Source organism: Pseudomonas sp. WS 5059, assembly GCF_012985525.1.
Taxonomy (GTDB): Bacteria; Pseudomonadota; Gammaproteobacteria; order Pseudomonadales; family Pseudomonadaceae; genus Aquipseudomonas.
On the sequence record NZ_JAAQWO010000001.1, the window covers coordinates 412,681 to 431,789 of the forward strand.

Here is a 19,109-nt window from a genome sequence, read left to right on the forward strand (position 1 = left end):
TGCTTATTTCAGGCTCAACACCCATTGGGCGAGGGTCAGGGCTTCGGCATCGGTGACGGGGTTGGCCGGCATCGGAATCGGTCCCCAGTTACCCTGGGTACCGTTCTTGATGTGGCTGGCCAAGGTTTTGTCAGCGTCCTTGACGCCGGCATTTTTTGCCGCGACTTCCTTGAGCGCCGGCCCCACCATCTTGCTGTCGACGGTGTGGCAGGCAGCGCAGGGTTTGCTCTTGAACAGCGCCGCACCATCCTCGGCAACGGCCGTGGACAGGCTCAACGCCGCGCCCAGGGCCGCGAGTGCAAGCAGGATATTTTTCATTGGGTTGCCTCTTGTTGATGAAGCTCAATAAATGTCGAATTGGGTGTTGTAGACATTGAACTTGCCGGTCGGGGTAATCAGGCGCTTGTCCTTGATCACGTTCTTGAGCTTGAGGGTCTTGTCATCGACCACCACCAGCGCCGACTCCTCTTCCTGGCCGTTCCACACCGAGAACCACACTTCATCGCCCGCCTTGTTGTATTCCGGCTGCACCACGCGCAGGGCGCCTTGCTTGATGCCCGACCATTGGGCAATCGGCAGCACGGTGTAGCCGGCGTCGAGCTTGTCGATATTGAACACGGCCACCGACTGGCTGAGCTTGGTGTCGGGGTTGAGGGTGGTGTCGACGTACAGGTGCCGCGAGTTGGGGTGGGTCTTGATAAACAGCGAGCCACCGCCCTGGCCATTGAGCGAGGTCACCTGCTTCCAGGCGTACTGCGGATGCTTGACCGGGTCGGTGCCGATCACCGAAACCCCACCGTCACCCAAGTGGCTGGTGGCCCATACCGGACCATATTGCGGGTGCACAAAGTTGGCGCCACGACCGGGGTGCGGGGTCTTGCCCACATCCACCAGGGCGGTGAGCTTGCGCTCCTTGGAGTCGATCACCGCGACCTTGTTGGAGTTGTTCGCGGCCGTCATGAAGTAGCGGTGGGTGCTGTCCCAACCGCCGTCATGCAAGAAAGGCGCGGCGTCGATGGTGGTGATGGTGAGGTTCTTGATGTCCTGGTAGTTGACCAGCATCACCTTGCCGGTTTCCTTGACGTTGACGATGAACTCCGGCCATTCGTGGGAGGCGATGATCGCCGCCACACGCGGTTCCGGGTGGTACTCCTGTTTGTCCACGGTCATGCCACGGGTCGAGACGATTTGCTTGGGCTCCAGGGTCTCGCCGTCCATGATGGTGAACTGCGGCGGCCAGTAGGAACCGGCAATCGCGTACTTGTCTTCATAGCCCTTGAACTTGGAGGTCTCCACCGAGCGGGCCTCGATGCCCACCTTGATCTCGGCGACCTTGGTCGGCTCGGCGGGCCACAGGTCGATCATGTCGATCTTGGCGTCACGGCCGATCACCAGCAGGTAGCGGCCCGAAGCGGAGATCCGCGAGATATGCACGGCGTAGCCGGTGTCGATGAGTTTGACGATTTTTTTGCTGTCGCCGTCGATCAGGGCGATTTTGCCGTCGTCACGCAGGGTGACGGAGAACAGGTTTTCCAGGTTCAGCGTGTTGAGCTGCTTCTTCGGGCGATCTTGGGGCTTGACCAGCACCTTCCAGGTCTTGAGGGTTTCGGCCATGCCCCATTCCGGCGGCGTCGGCGCGGTGTGCTGGATGAAGGTCGCCATGCTGGTGATCTGCGCCTTGGTCAGCGCATTGGAGGTGCCCCAGTTCGGCATGCCGGCGGGGGAGCCGTAGGTGATCAAGGCTTCCAGATACGCCTGGCCCCGGGCCTGGGTGATGTCCGGGGTCAGCGGCTTGCCGGTGGCGCCCTTGCGCAACACACCGTGGCAGCCGGCGCAGCGCTCGAAGTAGATCTGCTTCGAGGCATCGAACTCGGCTTGGCTCAAGTCGGGTGCGCCGGGGCTCTTGACCATGGCCGTCGCCGGTGCAGGTGCAGCCGCGAAGGCCTGCGTTGAGAGGGCCAGGGCCAGCGCGCAGCTGAGCCTGGCCAGCGTCAGTACGAAGGGTGTTTTGTTGCGAGTCAGCATTCCATCTCTCCTCAGGCAAGACCTTTGCGATCCGGGTAGAACGCAGGTTCTTAGTGCCAGCAGAGACTATGTCGCGGCGGGTGAATGACCGCTTGACGGCGATCAAGTTTGCCTTGAGTACGGCTTGCCAGGTTGTCGCAGGGCCCCGTAGCGTGGCCGTCAAACCCGTTGCCCATGCAAGGTGCACCATGACCGAACCCTTCTACCAAGCCGTCAACAACGAGCATGAGTTGTTCGAACACGCCTGGCGCCACCGCATGCCAGTGTTGATCAAGGGCCCCACCGGCTGCGGCAAGACCCGCTTCGTCCAGCATATGGCTCATCGCCTGCAACTGCCGCTGTACACCGTGGCCTGCCACGACGACCTCAGCGCCGCCGACCTGATCGGCCGTCACCTGATCGGCGCCCAGGGCACCTGGTGGCAGGATGGCCCGCTAACCCGCGCGGTGCGTGAAGGGGGTATCTGCTACCTGGACGAAGTGGTCGAGGCGCGCCAGGACACCGCCGTGGTCCTGCACCCGGTGGCCGATGACCGTCGCGAGCTGTTCCTGGAACGCACGGGCGAAGTCCTCAAGGCGCCGCCGTCGTTCATGCTGGTGGTGTCTTACAACCCCGGTTACCAGAACCTGCTCAAGGGCATGAAACCCAGCACCCGCCAGCGCTTCGTGGCGATGCGTTTTGGCTATCCGTCGCCCCTGGAAGAAGAACGCATCGTCGCCCGCGAAGCCCAGGTAGACAGCGCCCTGGCGGCCCAGGTGGTACGCCTGGGGCAGGCCTTGCGCCGGCTGGACCAGCATGATCTGGAAGAGGTGGCGTCGACGCGCCTGCTGATCTTCACCGCGCGCCTGATCGCCGCGGGCATGCACCCGCGTGAAGCGTGCATGGCGTGCCTGGCTGAAGCGCTGAGCGATGATCCGCAAACCGTTGCGGCCCTGATGGACGTGGTTGATGTTCACTTCAGTTGAACGGCGCCTGCCGGGCGACCTGGCGATGTGGTTCTTCATCCTCGCCGAACTCTCGGTGTTTGCGCTGCTGATCCTCGCCTTTGCGGCGGCCCAGATGCTCCAGCCCCAAGCCTTTGCCGAAGGCCGCGCACAGCTGGATACCTCCACCGGCCTGGCTATGACCCTGAGCCTGCTGACAGCCGGCCTGCTGGCGGCGTTGGCGCAGCAACAACGGCTTGCCGGCCAGCCTCGGCGGGCAAGTGGGTTATTGCTGTTGGGGCTGTCGGTGGCGGTGGTGTATGTGTGGATCAAGCTTGGTGAGTACGGGCACCTGGCCGCTGCCGGACTGGGGCTGGAGCACAGCACGTTCTTTACCCTGTACTGGATTCTGACCGGGTTTCACTTCCTGCATGTCCTGTTGGGGATGGTGATCCTGGCATGGCTGGCGTTGCACTGCTGGCGTGGGGCTTATGGACCGGGGCGCCAGTCGGGGTTCGAGTCAGGGGTGCTCTATTGGCACATGGTGGATCTGGTATGGGTGGTGTTGTTTCCCCTGGTGTACGTGTTGTGAGGCTGCTGGCCTGCTGGGGCGCGTTGGTGCTGCTGAGCGTAGGCACGGTCATGTCGGGCGCTGCGGGGCTGTGGTGGATAGTGGTGTTGGCAGCAGTGGCCAAGGCCTGGATGATTACCGATGGGTTTATGGAACTGCGGCATGCGCCCCTGGGGTGGCGGGCCGCGATGTTGGCCTGGCCGGTGGTGTTGGTGATGGGGATTGTGGTGATGCATTAAGGGCGCACATTTATCGAAACTGCCGCGCCGCTTACCTGTGGGCTTGCCCGCGATAGCAATACATCAGCCGAAGAACATACTGCCTGACCCACCGCCATCGCCGGCAAGCCAGCTCCCACATGTGATTTGTGGTGTGTCCAAATTCTCTACCCAAGCTAGCGTCCCCTGTAGGAGCGGGCTTGCCCGCGATAGCAATACATCAGCCGAAGAACATACTGCCTGACCCGCCGCCATCGCAGGCAAGCCAGCTCCCACATGTGATTTGTGGTGTGTCCAAATTCTCTGCCCAAGCCAGCGTCCCCTGTAGGAGCGGGCTTGCCCGCGATAGCAATACATCAGCCGAAGAACATACTGCCTGACCCACCGCCATCGCCGGCAAGCCAGCTCCCACATGTGATTTGCAGTGTGGCCAAATTCTCTACCCAAGCCAGCGTCCCCTGTAGGAGCGGGCTTGCCCGCGATAGCAATACATCAGCCGAAGAACATACTGCCTGACCCACCGCCATCACCGGCAAGCCAGCTCCCACATGTGATTTGTGGTGTGGCCAAATTCTCTACCCAAGTGAGCGTCCCCTGTAGGAGCGGGCTTGCCCGCGATAGCGGTACATCAGCCGAAGAACATACTGCCTGACCCGCCGCCATCGCCGGCAAGCCAGCTCCCACATGTGATTTGTGGTGTGGCCAAATTCTCTACCCAAGTGAGACCCCCCTGTAGGAGCGGGCTTGCCCGCGATAGCAATACATCAGCCGAAGAACATACTGCCTGACTCACCGCCATCGCCGGCAAGCCAGCTCCCACATATGATTTGCAGTGTGGCCAAATTCTCTGCCCAAGCCAGCGTCCCCTGTAGGAGCGGGCTTGCCCGCGATAGCAATACATCAGCCGAAGAACATACTGCCTGACCCGCCGCCATCGCCGGCAAGCCAGCTCCCACATGTGATTTGTGGTGTGGCCAAATTCTCTGCCCAAGCCAGCGTCCCCTGTGGGAGCTGGCTTGCCCGCGCCTATATCACCGTTTCCGCCACGGAAACCACTCCTTGCGCGCCTCGCAGATACGACTGGTACAACGCCGCATACGCCCCCCCTTGTTCAATCAGCTGCCGATGCGGCCCAAGCTCCACCACCTGTCCATGCCGTACCACCGCAATGCGATCCGCATCCCGAATCGTCGCCAGGCGGTGGGCGATGATGATTGCCGTGCGCCCCTCGCACAACCGTCGCAAGGCCCGCTGGATGCGCCGCTCGGTATGGATATCCACCGCCGACGTCGCCTCGTCCAGCACCAGCACCGCAGGATCCGCCAGGTACGCACGTACCAGGCACACCAGTTGCCGCTGGCCGTGACTCAGGTGTGCACCCAGTGGGCCGACTTCGGTGTGATATTGATGGGGCAGTCGCTCCAGCACTTCGTCGGCGCCCAGTTCGCGGGCTGCGGCGATCAGTCGGCTGTCATCGGCGTCCGGTGCCGCCAGGCGCAGGTTGTCGAGGATGCTGCCGCTGAACAACACGTTGTCCTGCAGCACCACCCCGACGTTGCGCCGCAGGGTGTGTTGCGCCAGTTCGCGCACATCGATGCCGTCAAGCAGCACCGCCCCCGTCTGTACCTCGTAGAAGCGCGTCAGCAGTTGCACCAAGGTACTTTTGCCATGCCCGGAAGGGCCGACAATCGCCAGCACTTGGCCGGCGGGGATGTGCAGGTCGAGATTGTTGATCACCGGTGCCTGCGCCCCCGGCGTATAGCTGAACCCCACCCCCTGGAAGTGCACTTCACCCCGCGCCCGCGCCAAGGTGGCAGGCGCGGCGCAGTCGGTGATCTGCGCCCGGGTATCGAGCAGCAGGAAAATCCGCTGGGCACTGGCCGACCCCGTGGCGTAGCGCTCGAACAGGTCGGACAGCTCCTGCAACGGCCCGAGGAACAAGAACACATAAAACAGGCTCTCCGCGACCTGGCCCACGGTCACATCACCCGCCGCCAGGCCATAGGCGCCCACCAGCAACAGCACGGCAATCCCCGCCGAGCTGAGCAGTGCGGTAAACGGCGCAAACCAGCTGGAGCGCAAGCTGCCGCGAATCAAGGCCTGGTTGAAGTCATCCAGCAGGCCACGATAGCGCCGCAGGTTCGGCCCTTGCTGGGCGCACTGTTGCAACAGGCGTGCGCCGCTGACGCTTTCCACCAGGTGTGCGGTAAAGCGGCTGCGGTTTTCCGCGACCCTGGCCCAGTTGCGCTGGGATATCCGCTTGAAGCTCCAGGTCGCCAACACCAGCAGCGGTACCGTCGCCACCAGGCTGAGGAAGAAGCGCGGGTCGATGCGCCACAGCATCACCGAGGCCAGCCCACACCGCAGCAGGGCCCCGAGCAGTTCCGGCGGGCCCTGGATCAGCAGCGGTTCGAGGGCATCCACATCGCGATCGACCCGGGAAATGATGCGCCCGGCCCGGGTCTGGTCGAAGTAGCTGACACTCAAGCCCTGGACATGGGCAAACACCCGCACGCGCAGGGCGTTGAGCACCCCAATCGCCGCGCCCCCGGCGATGAACTGCGACACCCCGGCCAACAGGAAACGCAGCAGCCAACTGGCGGCCAACCCGAGGCCCAGCCATAGCACCAGGCGCTCATCCAGCAACCAGTGCTCGGCTTGTTGTACCAGGCCGCGGTCCAGCAGTTCACGCACAAACCAGGGGCGCAGGAACACGGTGAACACCAGCAGCACTTCAATGCCGATCACTGCCAGGATCTGCCGGCGGATCGGCTGCAGCAACGGCAGCAGGCGCTTGAACATGCTGCGGTCCAGGGCCTTCTTGGCAAGCATTTCTTCGATTTCGATATCGCTCAAGGCTTTGCCGGCGATTGGATTAGCCATGGTCGATCCCTAGCAGGTCGCGGTAGTGCGCGTTGGTGTGTTGCAGCTGGGCATGGGGTCCCTCGGCGGCGATCTTGCCGCCTTCGAGCATCAGCACCCGGTCGGCCAGGAGGATGGTCGAGAGCTTGCTGGAGATCACCAGCACCGTGGTGCCGCGCAGTTGCCGCAGGTTGTGCAGCACCAGGCGCTCGCTGATTGCATCGAGGGCGCTGGTGGCGTCGTCCAGGCACAGAATGTCTGGCGCACCGAGCAGCGCCCGCGCCAGGCACAGGCGTTGACGCTGACCGCCCGACAAGGTGACGCCGCGATCGCCCAGGGGGGTTTCCAGGCCCTGGGGCAAGCGCTGCAAGACGTCATCGGCTGCTGCCATGCGCAGCGCTGCGTGCAGTTGTTCATCGGTGGCGCTGGGTGCGCTCAGGCGCAGGTTGGCCGCCAGGCTGCCGGCAAACAGGAAACTCTCCTGAGGCACCACATGCACGCGGCGACGCAACTGTGCGAGGTTCAGGCTGCGGATATCCTGCCAACCGTCCTGCGCCGAACCCAGCAGCACGCGCCCGGCACTGACGTCGGTCAGGCGCGGCAACAGGCTGGCCAGCAGGCTCTTGCCGGTACCGGTGGCGCCCACCAGGGCGACGATTTCCCCAGGCTGCAAGGTCAGCGAGCAATCCTGCAAAATGTCGCGGCCACCCCCCGGAGCGCTGACGCTGACGTGCTCCAGGCGCAAGCCCAGGGGGCTGGCGGGCAGGCTCGCGCTGCCGTCGCCAATCGCCAGCGGCGCGTCGAGCAACTGCCAGATGCGTTCGGCACTGGCCCGGGCGTCGGCGAAGGTCTGCATCACCCGGCCAATGCCCTCGATACGAAATACCAGGGTGGTGGCGATCAGCAGTGAGGTCACCAGTTCACCGATGTTCAACTGCCCGGCCGCCACCAGATGGGCGCCGTACACCAGGATCCACACATGGCCGAACGCGACCACCGCCTGGGGTAGGGGGATGCGTGAGCTGGAATAGGCCAGGGCCTGGCGTGCGAGGCTGGCAAACACCGCCACCTGGCTGGAGAAGCCGTTGATGCGCTGCTGCTCCAGGGCAAATGACTTGATCACCCGCACCCCACCGATGCCTTCGCTCAGGTCCTGGTTGACCCGGTCGTAGGCCGCGCCCACGGCGCGATCCAGGCTCACCAGGCGCTCGGTCTGGCGCACGAAAATCCACAGGCCGGTGACGGTCAACAGCAACGGCACCAGGCCCAGCAGCGGGTGATACCAGCTCAACAAGCCCACCGTGGCCAGCACCACCAGCGGTGTTTCCACCACCTGGCGCCAAAAGCTGATCAGCGCATCGCGCACCTTGTCGGCATCGCGGGTGGTACGGGTGATCATCTCGCCCATGCCGTGTTGCCAGTGATAGCCCAGGTGCAGGTTCTGCACCTGGTCGAGAATGCGCTCACGCAGGCGCGTCAGCAGCTCCTGGCTGAGCACCAGGGACAGCACGCTGGCCGCGTATTGCAACACCCCGCGCCCCAGCGCCACGGCCAGCATCAACCCCAGCCAGTACCAGCCAAGGCTGGCGTCGAGGCTGCCATCCGCCTGGCGTACCACCGCGTGCCCGGCGCTGACATCGTTGACCGCATGGCCGATCAGCCACTGCTGCCAGACCAGCCCGAGGTTGATCGCCACATACAGCGCGGCCACCAGGCAGAAGCGCCAGGGCATCTCCCGGTAGATCGCCAGGCTGCGTAAAAGAGGATGTTTTTCGCTCATGAAAAGCTCAATCAGAACCCTGTAGGAGCCGGCTTGCCAGCGATCGGGCCCGCAAGCCATGCGCCGGTTTCAAGGGCGCCATCGCCGGCAAGCCGGCTCCTGCCAGGGAGGGGGTTAGCGGGTGGTAGCGCCCTGGGTCTGCTTGGCATTGAGGATCGCGGTGTATTCGCCCGGGTCCACGCCGTTGAGGTAGTAGTTGCCCACGTGGTGCAAGCGCCAGCGGATCGGGTCATGGGTGGTGTGCACCCGGGCATTGCGCCAGAAGCGGTCCAGGTTCCATTTGCTCAGGGACGAGCTGGCGCCCAGCAGCGAGAAAATATCACTGGAGATCTTCAGCGAAGCAGCGTCCGAATGCGCCCGCGCAGTGGCCACCGACAGGATCAACTCGTCTTGCAACTCCTTGTTTTCCGGGTCCAGTTCATGCTGGTCGAACACCCGCGCGGCGTCGCGCAACAGTGACTCGGCCGCGCGCAAGGCTACGGCGTACTCGCCGACCTGCTTGATGATGTGCGGTTCTTCATTGGCGTGGTCCACGCCGCTTTCCACCCATGGCCGGGCGTTGTGCTTGAGGTAATCGACGGCGGCGCCCAGCGCGCCGGCCGCAATCCCGGTGTCGATAGCGGCGTGGAGGATCTGCGGGAAGGTCAGCCCGGTGCGTTTCATCGGGCCCTTGCGTTGCGAGACGAAGGCTTCGTCCAGTTCGATAGCGTCAAAGCGCACGGTACCACTGACCGAATTTTTCTGGCCGAAGGCCTCCCAGTCATCGAGCAGGGTCAGGCCCGGGGTATTGCGGTTGAGCAGCACGCTGGCGCCGCCATCGTCACTGGCTGCGGTCAGCGAGATCCACTCGGCGAGGTAGGAACCGGTGGAGTAGAACTTGCTGCCATTGAGCACCAGCTTGCCGTCGGCGCGGCGTTCGACGCGGGTCTTGAGGGCGAACTTGTTTTTCCCGCCCACTTCCGCCAGGGCGTTGCCGAAACGTTTGCCGGCCAGTACATCGGCAATCAGTCGATCGCGCACGGCGTCGCTGTAGCCGCTGAAAATCCCGCGCAGCATCACGTTATGGATTTGCAGCAACTGGCCGACGCCGCCATCGGCCACCGAGACCAGGCGTACGGTTTCGACGATGGTCTGCACCGAGGCACCCAGCCCGCCAAAGGCCTTGGGCACGCCGATGGCGGTCAGGCCGCTTTCGGACAACAGCTGGGCCTGGCGCCAAGGCAGTTGGCCGTTTTGCTGGGGGTCGGCGGCGATCCGGGCGATCTCCAGGGCGATCTCCCGGGCGACGGCGATGGCCTCAGCCTCGCTGTGCAGTTGGCGCGTGGGTGCCTGTTCAAACGTGGTCATTGCTACTCATCCTTATGCTAGATCCCGCCCCCTGTAGGAGCCGGCTTGCCGGCGATGGCGTTATCAAGGACGCCATCGCCGGCAAGCCGGCTCCTACAGGGGAGTGCGGTGTTGAAGGGGCTTGAGCAAGTTCTGCGCCAACGCCTAAATGCGGGCTTGCGACGGGCGGGGTGTTGCTGGAGCAGCAGCCGCGTCACGCCTGCTGCTGGGTCAGCAGCAGTGCTGTTGGCAGGCCAGCAGCCCTCTGCCTGACGTTTGCGCCAAGCCCTTGCGCAGCGGGGCTTTGGCCATTTGGCACGGCCTCTGCAATAGCTCCCGGCAACTGCCTTGCCCAATTCAATGGAGCTGCCTATGACCCTTTGCGCTGTCTTGCCCACGCCCACCCTGGAGCAGATCTGGTTCACCCGTTGCCCGGTGCCGACCGCTTCCGGGATCGCCTACAAGCTGGGTTGGTTGAGCGAGGAATTCGCCGCCGACGGCCTGCCGGTCGCCACATTGCAGGAGGCTCGTCAACTGGGCCGTCACCATTACGATCACGACCTGCCGGGGCTGTTTCGCGAAGGCGGCAACGTCCCGGCATTGGCCGCCCGCGCGGGTGGTGCACCAAGCCGGCTGATCGGCCTGACCTGGATTGAAGAGTGGCAAACCATCCTGGTCCGCCCGGACTCCGGCATCAGTCGTCCCGCAGACCTCAAAGGCAAGCGCCTGGCGCTGCCGGCCTGGGGCGACAACCGTCCCGGCAGCATCGCCCGGGCCATGAGCCTGCATGGCTACAAAGGCGCGCTGAGCCTGGCCGGCCTGGGCTTTGACGATGTACAGCTGGTGGAAGTGGCGTTGCAGGACCAACAACAGGCGCCTGACCCGCAGCAGGGTTTGCAGCGCCTGTGGTCCGGCCTGGATTACCTGGTGCGTGGCGAGGTGGATGCGGTGTACGTCAAGGGCGCATCGGCCGCCGATGCCGCGCGCCGCCTGGGGCTGGTGGTGGGCATTGACCTGGACCTGATCGCCGAGCCGCGCTACCGCATCAACAACGGCACGCCACGCCCGATCACGGTCCACCAGGACCTGCTGGACAACCATTTCGACCTGGTGGTGCGCTTCCTCGCGCAAACCCTTGGCGCCGCCGACTGGGCGGCGAATAACCGTGAGGCCCTGAACGCCATCCTCGAAGAAGAAACCCGCGCCGGCAGTGCCGGTGTGGCCGAGGCCTATCGCGGCGACTTCCACACCACATTGGCGCCGGATTTGTCGGCCCAGCGCCTGGAATTTCTCGGCGTCCAGAAAGACTTCCTCTACCTGCACGGCTTCCTGGAGCGCGATTTCGCCATCGCCGACTGGGTCGACCCGCGCCCCCTGCAAGCTGCCCATGAACTGTTGGCCAAGCGCCGCGCCTGAACCTGGAGAAACCCCATGACTGCGATTGTCCTCGCTCAACCCATCAGCCAGCCCCTGCAAGACTTCATCGACAAGGTGCTGCTGGAAGCCGAAGAGGCCTTCACCGTGTTCCGCGAAACCAACACCATCACCGCCAATGGCACGGTCGGCTTTGTCGAGCGCGTACCCGGCGAAGAGCTGCTGGTGTCCGTCAACTACGGTGGGCCCTGGAACTACCGCAAGCCGCTACAGGCCTCGGTCAGCGACTTTGCCGGCAACCTGATCTACGGCAATGGCAAGGGCGGGGCAGGGCGCTACACCAAGCTGTTCGTGCAGCACCCGGACGTGACCACCGTGTCCCACGTGCACTCGCCGTACCTCGGCGCCTGGGCCCAGACCCACCGCACCTTGCCGTTCCACTACGTGCCGGTGCAGCGTTACCAACTGGCCCGCGAGCTGCCGGTGTACATCGACCGACGCCAGCAGGAAGTGGACTTCATCCTCGACAAAATCGCCGAGAACCCTTTCAACCTGGCGATCCTCGAAGCCAACGGCGGCGCCACGGTGTGGGGCAAGCAGGGCCTGCGCGCCACCGCAGAATTCATTGTGTTGCTGGAGGAGGGCGCGCAACTGCAATTGCTCGCCGACGCCCTGGGTGGCTCCCGCGCCTACGGCCCTGGGGTGCTGACCCAGCAATGGAAAATGAGCGGCCTGTATGAGCAAGCCACGGCCCTCGGCCTGGTCCCGGCCATCGACCGCCGCACCTGACCCTTGTGGGAGCTGGTTTACCGCTATCGCCGGCAAGCCGGCTCCTACAGTGGGCCGGCGTCGCATCACCTTTGTAGGAGCTGGCTTGCCAGCGATGAAGCCGGTATGCCGAACGCCGATTGCCTGGCGTTTTATAGAATTTTTTCAAGGATGCTTTGCCATGGCTGTAAAAATCCTCTGGTACCTCACCACCCCCGATGGGCCATACCCTTGGGAGCCCGAAGGCCGCTGGAAAACCGACTTCGAACACCTCAAGCAGTTGGCCATCGCCAGTGACCGCCTGGGCTTCTACGGTTCGCTGCTTGGCTCCAGCCCCAACGAAAGCCTGGTGGTCGCCGCTTCGCTGATCGACGCGACCCAGCGCCTGCGTTTTCTGGTGGCGCAACACCCCGGCGAGCTGTCGCCGGCGGTCCTGGCCAAGTGGGCGTTGACCTTCGACCAGTTCTCCAACGGCCGCCTGCTGTTCAACGTGGTCAACGGCAACGACGCCGGCCTGGCCACCCTCGGCGTGCATTACCCCCACGACGAACGTTATGCCTTCAGCCTCGAATACTGGAGGGCGTTCCAGGGTTTCTACGCCGGCGATACCAGCGGTTTCGACGGCCAGTACGTCAAGCTCGCCCCCCGTGCCCCCGGCGCCGCCAATCATCCTTTGGGTGGCTGGCATCCGCCGCGCCAGAAACCCGGGATCCCCTTGTGGGGCGCCGGTACTTCCGGGCCCGGCGTGGCCCATTCGGTGCAGTTGCTCGACGTCTACCTGAGTTTTGCCAATACCCCGCCCAAGCTGGGCGACAAGTTTCGCAAGGTGGCCGCCGAAGCCGCAAAAATCGGCCGCGAACTGACCTTTGGCACGCGCCTGCAAATCATCGTGCGCGAGACCGAAGAAGAGGCGTGGGCCCACGCCGAGAAACTGCTGCAACGCACCTCGCTGCAAACCGCACGCAACGCCATCGAACGCCAGTTGCCGGCTGGCGTCAGCTTCGATGAGTTCCACAGCGACGATCCACAGACCCAGCGCAACCTCGAGACCATTCGTGCGGGCCGCCTACCCACCGCCCGCGACCTGGAGATCTACCCCAACGTATGGCTCGGCCCAAGCCTGTTTGGCTTCAATATCCTCGGCCCTGCGGCGGGCACTTACCTGGTGGGCAGCGCCGAGCAGGTTGCCGAGCGTATCCGCGAGTACGAGGCCCAGGGTACCTCGGCCTTTATCCTTTCCGGTTTCCCGCTGATTGACGAAGCGCACCGCGTGGCGGACCTGTTGTTCCCGCTGCTGGAGCTGGACCACGGCTTTGACGTGCCGCGTCTGGGCGTCACCCACAAGCTCGTGCAGCTGGATGAGGCCTGAGTATGGGTGATGGATTTTCTCGCCGAGCCTTCCTCGGCAGCAGCCTGGCGCTGGGCGGCGGTTTGCTGCTCGGTGGCTGCGACGCAGGCCCGGCCAGCCAGGGCGCGGTGCTGCTGTCGAGCAAGCCGGTGAGTGGCGGACGCCTGCGTATCGGCATTATAGACGGCGACCAGTCCGGCAACCTCGATGCCCACAAGCCGGTGGGCGGCGGGATCATCCGGGGCTGGGCGCTGTACAGCAAGTTCTGGGAATGGAACACCGACGTCAGCACCCGCCTGGCCCTGGCCGAATTCGCCGAGCCGAATGCCGATGCCAGCGCCTGGACCATCCGCATCAAGCCGGGCCTGGAGTTTCATCACGGCAAGACCATTGGCGCCGATGACATGCTGTTCTCGCTGCTGCGCCTGACCGATCCCAAGCTGGCGTCACCGTTTGCCGGGCTGGTGGGGGCGATTGACCGCAATGCCTTGCGCAAGCTCGATGAGCGCACCATCGAAATCCGCTTCAAGCAGGGGCAGAGCTTTTTCCCCCTGGATGAAACCCTGATCAGCTTTGGCGGCATTGTCCCCACCGACTACGACCCGGTGACCAACCCGGTCGGCGCCGGGCCCTACAAGCTCAAGCGTTTTGTTCCTGGCCAGCGCTCGCTCTACAGCCGCTTTGAAAACTACTACAAGCCCGGCCAGCCATACGCCGACGAGCTGGAAATCATTGAATTCAAGGATCAGGTGTCGCGCGTCGCAGCCCTGCGCGCCGGGCAAATTGACGTCGCCAGTGGGGTGCAGGCTGAACACAGCGCCTTGCTCAAGGCTGATGCGCGGTTGAGCCTGTGTGTCTCGCCAAGTACCTCGTTTACCGGCTTGAACCTCAACCTGGCCAAGCCACCGTTTGACGATGTGCGGGTGCGCCAGGCCTTCCGCTTGTTGGCCGATCGCCAGGAACTGGTGGACCGTGGCCTCAACGGCTTTGGGCGAATCGCCAACGACCTGTATTCGCCCCACGACCCGACCTACAACCACACGCTGGCCCAGCGCCCGTATGACCTGGAGCAAGCGCGTTCACTGCTGCGCCAGGCCGGGCAAAGCGATCTGCGCGTGGAACTGACCAGCACCCCGGGGCCCGGCGTCAATGCGGCACTGGTGTTCGCCCAGCAGGCAAAAAAGGCCGGGGTCGAGGTGCGCGTGACCCAGGTTGACGGCGCGGTATTCAACGGCCCGCAGCGGGAACAATGGCAAGTGTCGCCCGGCTCGACCCCGGCCCGGGGTTTCCTGGCGTCGGCGTTGCACAACGACGCGCCCCTGGCGATCTACAACCGCAGCAACTTTCATGACCCCCGTTTCGCCGACCTGTACCGCCAGGCCCTGGCCCAACCCGACCTGGCGCTGCGCAAAGGCCTGGTGCACGAGGCCCAGCAGATCCAGCACGAGCGCGGTGGCCTGCTGATCTGGGGCTTCAACGATGTGCTGGATGCCGCCTCGGTACGGGTTGGCGGGCTGGGCCCGGAACAGACTACCTTTGCCTCCTGGCGCTTTGATGAGTTGTGGTTGAACCATGTCTGAGTCGTCCTGCGTCACCCCACACCGCGCCCCACGTACACCGGCCTGGCTGTCCTGGTTTATCGGGCGCCTGGGCTACGGCCTGCTTACCGGCTGGGTCATCAGCCTGGTGGTGTTTATCGCCACCCAGGCACTGCCATCCGACCCGGCGCGGGTGATCCTCGGCCCGGATGCGCCGCTGGAAAGTATCCTTACCCTGCAACGCCAACTGGGCCTGGACCAGCCGATCCTCTGGCAATACGTGCGCTGGCTGGGCGCCGCCTTGAGCGGTGAACTGGGGGTGTCGCTGGACTCCAACGCGCCGGTGGCCAGCATCCTCTGGGGGCGGTTTGGCTACACCCTGGCGTTGCTTGCCGGGGTGATCGCGCTGGTGGTGCCGGCAGCCCTGGTGCTTGGCGTGTCCCTGGCTTTGCGCCGGGACAGCACCCTGGACCGCTGGAGCCTGTCGCTGTTGATTTTCCTCAAGGCCACGCCGGGGTTTCTCCTGGCCATCGGCCTGGTGCTGCTGTTTTCCATGCCCCATATGGGCTGGCTGCCGGCCGTGTCGATCCTCGATCCGGACCTGTCGCTATGGCGCCAACTTAAGTTCCTGATCCTGCCGGTGTTGGCCCTGAGCCTGTCGGCGCTGCCTTATCTGACGCGCATGGTGCGCGCGGCGCTGATTGACGCGCTGGAATCCGACTACGTGATCGCCGCGCGCCTGCGCGGCATTCCCAGGTGGCGCATTGTCTGGTGCCACACCTTGCCCAATGCCCTGGTGCCGGCGATCCAGGGTGTGGCCCTGACCCTGCGCACGCTGATCGGCGGCGCGGTGCTGGCCGAGGTGATCTTCAGCTACCCCGGCATCGGCACTGCCCTCAATGCGGCGATCCAGATGCGCGACCTGCCGATGATCCAGGCCATTGTGCTGGTGATCACCCTGGCGGTGGTGCTGATCAATCTGCTGGCCGACCTGTTGACGGTGCTGCTGACCCCCAAACTGCGCACGGCCCGCCGTGTGACCATGATCCAGCGCAACCGCCGGGGCATTACCCCGTGGTGGCGGCGCTCCCGAGGTGATGCATGACGACCCCTGGCACTTGGCGCTGGCTGGCTGAACCCCAGGCCCGCAAAGGTTTGGTGATTACCCTGCTGGTGGTGGCCGTGGCCCTGGTCGGCCCCCTGTTGGCACCGCACGGCCCGACGGACATGGTCGGCCCGGTGTACGGTGCGCCGGCCGGTGGGGCCTGGCTGGGCTACGACTTTCTTGGTCACGATGTGCTGTCGCGCTTGCTCAGTGGCGGCCTGTCGGTGTTGTGGATGTCAGTGGCCGCGGCGGTCATCGCCCTGGCCATCGGTACCACCCTGGGCTTGCTCGCGGGCCTGTCGCGGCGGCGCCTGGATCAGTTGATTACCTGGTCGGCAGACGTCTGCCTGGCGTTTCCCGACCTGATCCTGGTGCTGTTGATCGTGTCGATGCTCGGGCGTGCGCCCTGGCTGATTGTGCTCACGGTGTCGATCGCGTTCATCCCTGGGGTGATCCGCCTGGCGCGGGCCAGCGCGGTGGCCGTGGCGGGGCAGGAGTTTGTCGAGGCGGCGCAGATGATGGGCTATTCCCGACGGCGCATTCTGTTCCAGGAGATCCTGCCGAACATCCTCACGCCGTTGTTGGTGCACTTGGGCAACATGCTGACCTGGGGTGTAGGCATGCTCTCGGGCCTGAGCTTCCTCGGCTATGGCGTGGCCCCGCCGACGGCGGACTGGGGCCTGATGATCAACGAAAACCAGGCCGGGCTGCTGGTCCAGCCCTGGGCCGTGCTCGCGCCGGCGCTGCTGATCGGCGTATTCGCCTACGGCACCAATATCCTCGCCGAAGGTATCGGCCGCAGCAGTGCGCGGATGGGAGAAAAACAGCCATGAACGCCATTACCGAAATCGACACCCGGGTGTTGCAGGTCCAGGACTTGCGGGTGGAGCTGCCGGGCCAGGTGGATGTGGTGTCCGGGGTGTCCTTCACCCTGCAGGCCGGTGAAATTCTGGGCCTGGTGGGGGAGTCCGGCTCGGGCAAGACCACCCTGGCCACGGCCTTGCTGGCCCATGCCCGGCGCGGCGCACGCATCGTTGGCGGGCAGGTGCAGGTGGCCGGCCAGGCCTTGTTGGAGCTGCACGGCGAAGCCTTGCGCCAGGCCCGTGGCAGCCTGATCGGCTACGTTGCCCAGGACCCTGCCACCGCGCTGAACCCGGCGTTGCGCATTGGCACATTGTTGGCCGAAACCCTGGCCGCCCATCAACGCCCTCTCGATCGCGCCACACAACAGCAGCGCATTGCCCAGACCCTGGTCGACGTGGGCTTGCCCGGCGACCATGAGTTCCTGCGGCGCTTTCCCCATCAATTGTCCGGTGGTCAGCAACAGCGGGTGATGCTGGCGCTGGCCTTCGTCCTGCGCCCGCGCCTGATTGTGCTGGATGAGCCGACCACGGCCCTGGACGTCAGCACCCAGGCGCACATCCTCGCCACGTTGCGCCGGCTGTGCAAAAGCCAGGGCGTGGCGGCGGTGTATGTGTCCCACGACCTGGCGGTGATCAAGGATCTGGTGGACCGGGTGATGGTCATGTATGCCGGGCGTATCGTCGAATCCGCCAGCCGCGCCGCACTGTTCAGCCTGCCGTCCCATCCGTATACCCGAGGCTTGTTGGCGGCGATCCCCGATGTGGCCGGGCGCCGCGAATTACAGGCCATCGCCGGCCACGCCCCAGCGCCTGGGCAACGCCCCCAGGGCTGTGGTTTCGGCCCGCGCTGCGCGCGTTTTGGCCCACGTTGCGCGCTGGCCGAGCCTGCGTTGCAGGCGTTTGCGCAGGGTCACACGGTGGCCTGTTTCGACCCCCATGACCAACCGCCGCAGGTCATTGCCCTGACACCGATTGCCGACAGTCATGGGCAAACCGCTGCGCCGTTGCTGGAGATATCCGGCCTGAACGTCGCCTATGACCGCCAGGTGTTGTTCGAGGTGTCGTTGCAACTGCGCCCGGGCGAATGCCTGGCGCTGGTGGGTGAGTCGGGCTCCGGCAAGACCAGCCTGGCCCGGGCCGTCGCCGGTCTTGGCGAGAACGCCGAGGGCGAGCTGCATTATGCCGGGCGCCCCTTGCCCCTCCAGGCGAGGCAACGGGACGCGGGGCTGCGCCACCAGATCCAATACATCTTCCAGAACCCGTACCGCGCCTTGAACCCCCGGCAAACCGTGTACCAGACCCTCAGCGCACCGCTGCAGCACTTTTTCGCGATCAACGGCCAAGCTGCCCGCGAACGAGTGCACGGCGTGCTCAAGCGTGTCTCACTGGCAGCCTCGGTGGCCGACCTGTATCCCCACAGCCTGTCGGGCGGCGAACGCCAGCGCGTGGCCATTGCCCGGGCCCTGCTGTGTGAGCCGACCCTGCTGATCTGCGATGAAATCACCTCGGCGCTGGATGTCTCGGTACAAGCCTCGATCCTCGACCTGCTGCGCCAACTACAGCGTGACGGCTTGACGTTGCTGTTCGTGACCCACGACCTGGGCGTGGTACGGGCGATTGCCGACCGGGTGCTGGTGCTGAAAACAGGGCGGGTGGTGGAGCAGGGCGCGGTGGACCAGGTGCTGGACCAGCCCCAGGCGGCGTATACCCGCACGTTGCTTGAGCATTCGCCGACATTGGGCTGATGGGCACCGCTGCGCGGTGATCGCCGGCAAGCCGGCTCCTACAATGCAAATGCATACTCCTGTAGGAGCCGGCTTGCCGGCGATCGCGCCCTCACGGACACATCCTGCGTCAATGCCGCACCTCACTCTTGCATTCCCCGCACTAGCCTTTCCCTTCTGTATTTCCAACAGGAGGACAAAGGATTGTCCACACTTCCTCACGCTAAAAATCTGCGCAATGGCCGCTATTCTCAATCTGGTCAGATCTACCTACTTACCGCCGTCACTCAACATCGCGCACCGGTCTTTGCCGACTGGTGTGTTGGCCGATTGGTTGTGCATGAATTTCGCCACGCACAGATCGAAGGCCTCGCCGACTCCCTGGCCTGGGTGGTGATGCCTGATCATTTTCATTGGCTGATCGAACTCAAGCAAAGCACTCTCCCTGCGCTGATGCTTGCCACCAAATCCCGCAGCGCTCGCGCGGTGAACACGCGTATGGGCCGGTCAGGTCGGTTCTGGCAGAAGGGTTTCCATGATCGAGCGATTCGCCGTGAGGAGGACCTTGCGACAGTCGCCCGCTACATCGTCGCCAACCCGTTGAGGGCCGGGTTGGTAACGCGGGTGCATGATTATCCGTTGTGGGACGCGATATGGGTTTGAATCTACCGACGCAATCGCCGG

General features: G+C 64.5%; 16 protein-coding genes. 11 read left to right on the forward strand and 5 right to left on the reverse strand.

The window, feature by feature from the left end:
* Positions 1–3: 3 nt before the first annotated feature.
* A complete protein-coding gene (locus HBO12_RS01875; protein WP_170041267.1) occupies positions 4–318 on the reverse strand; it encodes a c-type cytochrome in 315 nt (104 codons plus the stop codon).
* A 24-nt stretch (positions 319–342) separates the two neighbouring features.
* Positions 343–2,025: a nitrite reductase gene (locus HBO12_RS01880; RefSeq protein ID WP_169953118.1), complete on the reverse strand. Its 1,683-nt coding sequence runs from the start codon at positions 2,023–2,025 to the stop codon at positions 343–345.
* A 188-nt stretch (positions 2,026–2,213) separates the two neighbouring features.
* Here HBO12_RS01880 and HBO12_RS01885 point away from each other — a divergent pair, with 188 nt between their 5' ends.
* Genes HBO12_RS01885 through HBO12_RS01895 form a run of 3 tightly spaced genes read left to right on the forward strand, consistent with a single transcriptional unit; the run spans position 2,214 to position 3,758 of the window.
* Positions 2,214–2,990 carry a CbbQ/NirQ/NorQ/GpvN family protein gene (locus HBO12_RS01885; protein WP_169953120.1) on the forward strand — a complete coding sequence of 259 codons (777 nt, stop codon included), beginning with the start codon at positions 2,214–2,216 and terminating at the stop codon, positions 2,988–2,990.
* Positions 2,974–3,540 carry a cytochrome c oxidase subunit 3 gene (locus HBO12_RS01890; protein WP_170041268.1) on the forward strand — a complete coding sequence of 189 codons (567 nt, stop codon included), beginning with the start codon at positions 2,974–2,976 and terminating at the stop codon, positions 3,538–3,540. The genes HBO12_RS01885 and HBO12_RS01890 overlap by 17 nt, the downstream gene beginning before the upstream one ends.
* Positions 3,537–3,758, forward strand: a complete 222-nt coding sequence (locus tag HBO12_RS01895; RefSeq protein WP_463671599.1) for a cytochrome C oxidase subunit IV family protein — start codon at positions 3,537–3,539, stop codon at positions 3,756–3,758. Before HBO12_RS01890 ends, HBO12_RS01895 begins: the two co-directional genes overlap by 4 nt.
* Positions 3,759–4,763: 1,005 nt before the next feature.
* On the opposite strand, the gene HBO12_RS01900 is transcribed toward HBO12_RS01895, so the two are convergent.
* The 3 genes from HBO12_RS01900 to HBO12_RS01910 form a co-directional block, all read right to left on the reverse strand.
* The gene (locus HBO12_RS01900; RefSeq protein ID WP_170041270.1) at positions 4,764–6,620 is read right to left on the reverse strand and encodes an ABC transporter ATP-binding protein; all 1,857 of its coding nucleotides are present in this window, start codon (positions 6,618–6,620) and stop codon (positions 4,764–4,766) included.
* Positions 6,613–8,379: an ABC transporter ATP-binding protein gene (locus HBO12_RS01905; protein WP_169953129.1), complete on the reverse strand. Its 1,767-nt coding sequence runs from the start codon at positions 8,377–8,379 to the stop codon at positions 6,613–6,615. Before HBO12_RS01905 ends, HBO12_RS01900 begins: the two co-directional genes overlap by 8 nt.
* A 114-nt stretch (positions 8,380–8,493) precedes the next feature.
* Positions 8,494–9,726 (reverse strand): acyl-CoA dehydrogenase family protein, encoded by a 1,233-nt coding sequence (locus tag HBO12_RS01910; protein WP_169953132.1) that lies wholly within the window; start codon positions 9,724–9,726, stop codon positions 8,494–8,496.
* Positions 9,727–10,077: 351 nt separating this feature from the next.
* Here HBO12_RS01910 and HBO12_RS01915 point away from each other — a divergent pair, with 351 nt between their 5' ends.
* From HBO12_RS01915 to HBO12_RS01950, 8 genes are all read left to right on the forward strand, one after another.
* Positions 10,078–11,121, forward strand: coding sequence for an ABC transporter substrate-binding protein (locus HBO12_RS01915; RefSeq protein ID WP_169953135.1), 1,044 nt, complete (start codon positions 10,078–10,080; stop codon positions 11,119–11,121).
* 15 nt (positions 11,122–11,136) lie between these two features.
* Positions 11,137–11,868 carry a class II aldolase/adducin family protein gene (locus HBO12_RS01920; protein ID WP_170041271.1) on the forward strand — a complete coding sequence of 244 codons (732 nt, stop codon included), beginning with the start codon at positions 11,137–11,139 and terminating at the stop codon, positions 11,866–11,868.
* 160 nt (positions 11,869–12,028) lie between these two features.
* Positions 12,029–13,216 carry an LLM class flavin-dependent oxidoreductase gene (locus HBO12_RS01925; protein ID WP_169953139.1) on the forward strand — a complete coding sequence of 396 codons (1,188 nt, stop codon included), beginning with the start codon at positions 12,029–12,031 and terminating at the stop codon, positions 13,214–13,216.
* Positions 13,217–13,218: 2 nt separating this feature from the next.
* The gene (locus HBO12_RS01930; protein ID WP_169953141.1) at positions 13,219–14,775 is read left to right on the forward strand and encodes an ABC transporter substrate-binding protein; all 1,557 of its coding nucleotides are present in this window, start codon (positions 13,219–13,221) and stop codon (positions 14,773–14,775) included.
* On the forward strand, positions 14,768–15,838 hold the full coding sequence (locus tag HBO12_RS01935; protein WP_170041272.1) for an ABC transporter permease: 1,071 nt from the start codon (positions 14,768–14,770) through the stop codon (positions 15,836–15,838). Before HBO12_RS01930 ends, HBO12_RS01935 begins: the two co-directional genes overlap by 8 nt.
* Complete coding sequence (locus tag HBO12_RS01940; RefSeq protein ID WP_169953145.1) at positions 15,835–16,671, forward strand: ABC transporter permease; 837 nt, start codon at positions 15,835–15,837, stop codon at positions 16,669–16,671. Before HBO12_RS01935 ends, HBO12_RS01940 begins: the two co-directional genes overlap by 4 nt.
* Positions 16,668–18,446, forward strand: a complete 1,779-nt coding sequence (locus HBO12_RS01945; protein ID WP_170041273.1) for a dipeptide ABC transporter ATP-binding protein — start codon at positions 16,668–16,670, stop codon at positions 18,444–18,446. The genes HBO12_RS01940 and HBO12_RS01945 overlap by 4 nt, the downstream gene beginning before the upstream one ends.
* A gap of 183 nt (positions 18,447–18,629) precedes the next feature.
* The gene (locus HBO12_RS01950) at positions 18,630–19,088 is read left to right on the forward strand and encodes an REP-associated tyrosine transposase (protein ID WP_170041274.1); all 459 of its coding nucleotides are present in this window, start codon (positions 18,630–18,632) and stop codon (positions 19,086–19,088) included.
* The last annotated feature ends 21 nt before the right edge of the window (positions 19,089–19,109 follow it).

Excerpts from the sequence above, each read along its gene's own strand:
- HBO12_RS01875 (WP_170041267.1), bottom strand. The coding sequence starts at position 318 with ATGAAAAATATCCTGCTTGCACTCGCGGCCCTGGGCGCGGCGTTGAGC.
- HBO12_RS01880 (WP_169953118.1), bottom strand. The coding sequence starts at position 2,025 with ATGCTGACTCGCAACAAAACACCCTTCGTACTGACGCTGGCCAGGCTC.
- HBO12_RS01885 (WP_169953120.1), top strand. The coding sequence starts at position 2,214 with ATGACCGAACCCTTCTACCAAGCCGTCAACAACGAGCATGAGTTGTTC.
- HBO12_RS01890 (WP_170041268.1), top strand. The coding sequence starts at position 2,974 with ATGTTCACTTCAGTTGAACGGCGCCTGCCGGGCGACCTGGCGATGTGG.
- HBO12_RS01900 (WP_170041270.1), bottom strand. The coding sequence starts at position 6,620 with ATGGCTAATCCAATCGCCGGCAAAGCCTTGAGCGATATCGAAATCGAA.
- HBO12_RS01905 (WP_169953129.1), bottom strand. The coding sequence starts at position 8,379 with ATGAGCGAAAAACATCCTCTTTTACGCAGCCTGGCGATCTACCGGGAG.
- HBO12_RS01910 (WP_169953132.1), bottom strand. The coding sequence starts at position 9,726 with ATGACCACGTTTGAACAGGCACCCACGCGCCAACTGCACAGCGAGGCT.
- HBO12_RS01915 (WP_169953135.1), top strand. The coding sequence starts at position 10,078 with ATGACCCTTTGCGCTGTCTTGCCCACGCCCACCCTGGAGCAGATCTGG.
- HBO12_RS01920 (WP_170041271.1), top strand. The coding sequence starts at position 11,137 with ATGACTGCGATTGTCCTCGCTCAACCCATCAGCCAGCCCCTGCAAGAC.
- HBO12_RS01925 (WP_169953139.1), top strand. The coding sequence starts at position 12,029 with ATGGCTGTAAAAATCCTCTGGTACCTCACCACCCCCGATGGGCCATAC.
- HBO12_RS01930 (WP_169953141.1), top strand. The coding sequence starts at position 13,219 with ATGGGTGATGGATTTTCTCGCCGAGCCTTCCTCGGCAGCAGCCTGGCG.
- HBO12_RS01935 (WP_170041272.1), top strand. The coding sequence starts at position 14,768 with ATGTCTGAGTCGTCCTGCGTCACCCCACACCGCGCCCCACGTACACCG.
- HBO12_RS01940 (WP_169953145.1), top strand. The coding sequence starts at position 15,835 with ATGACGACCCCTGGCACTTGGCGCTGGCTGGCTGAACCCCAGGCCCGC.
- HBO12_RS01945 (WP_170041273.1), top strand. The coding sequence starts at position 16,668 with ATGAACGCCATTACCGAAATCGACACCCGGGTGTTGCAGGTCCAGGAC.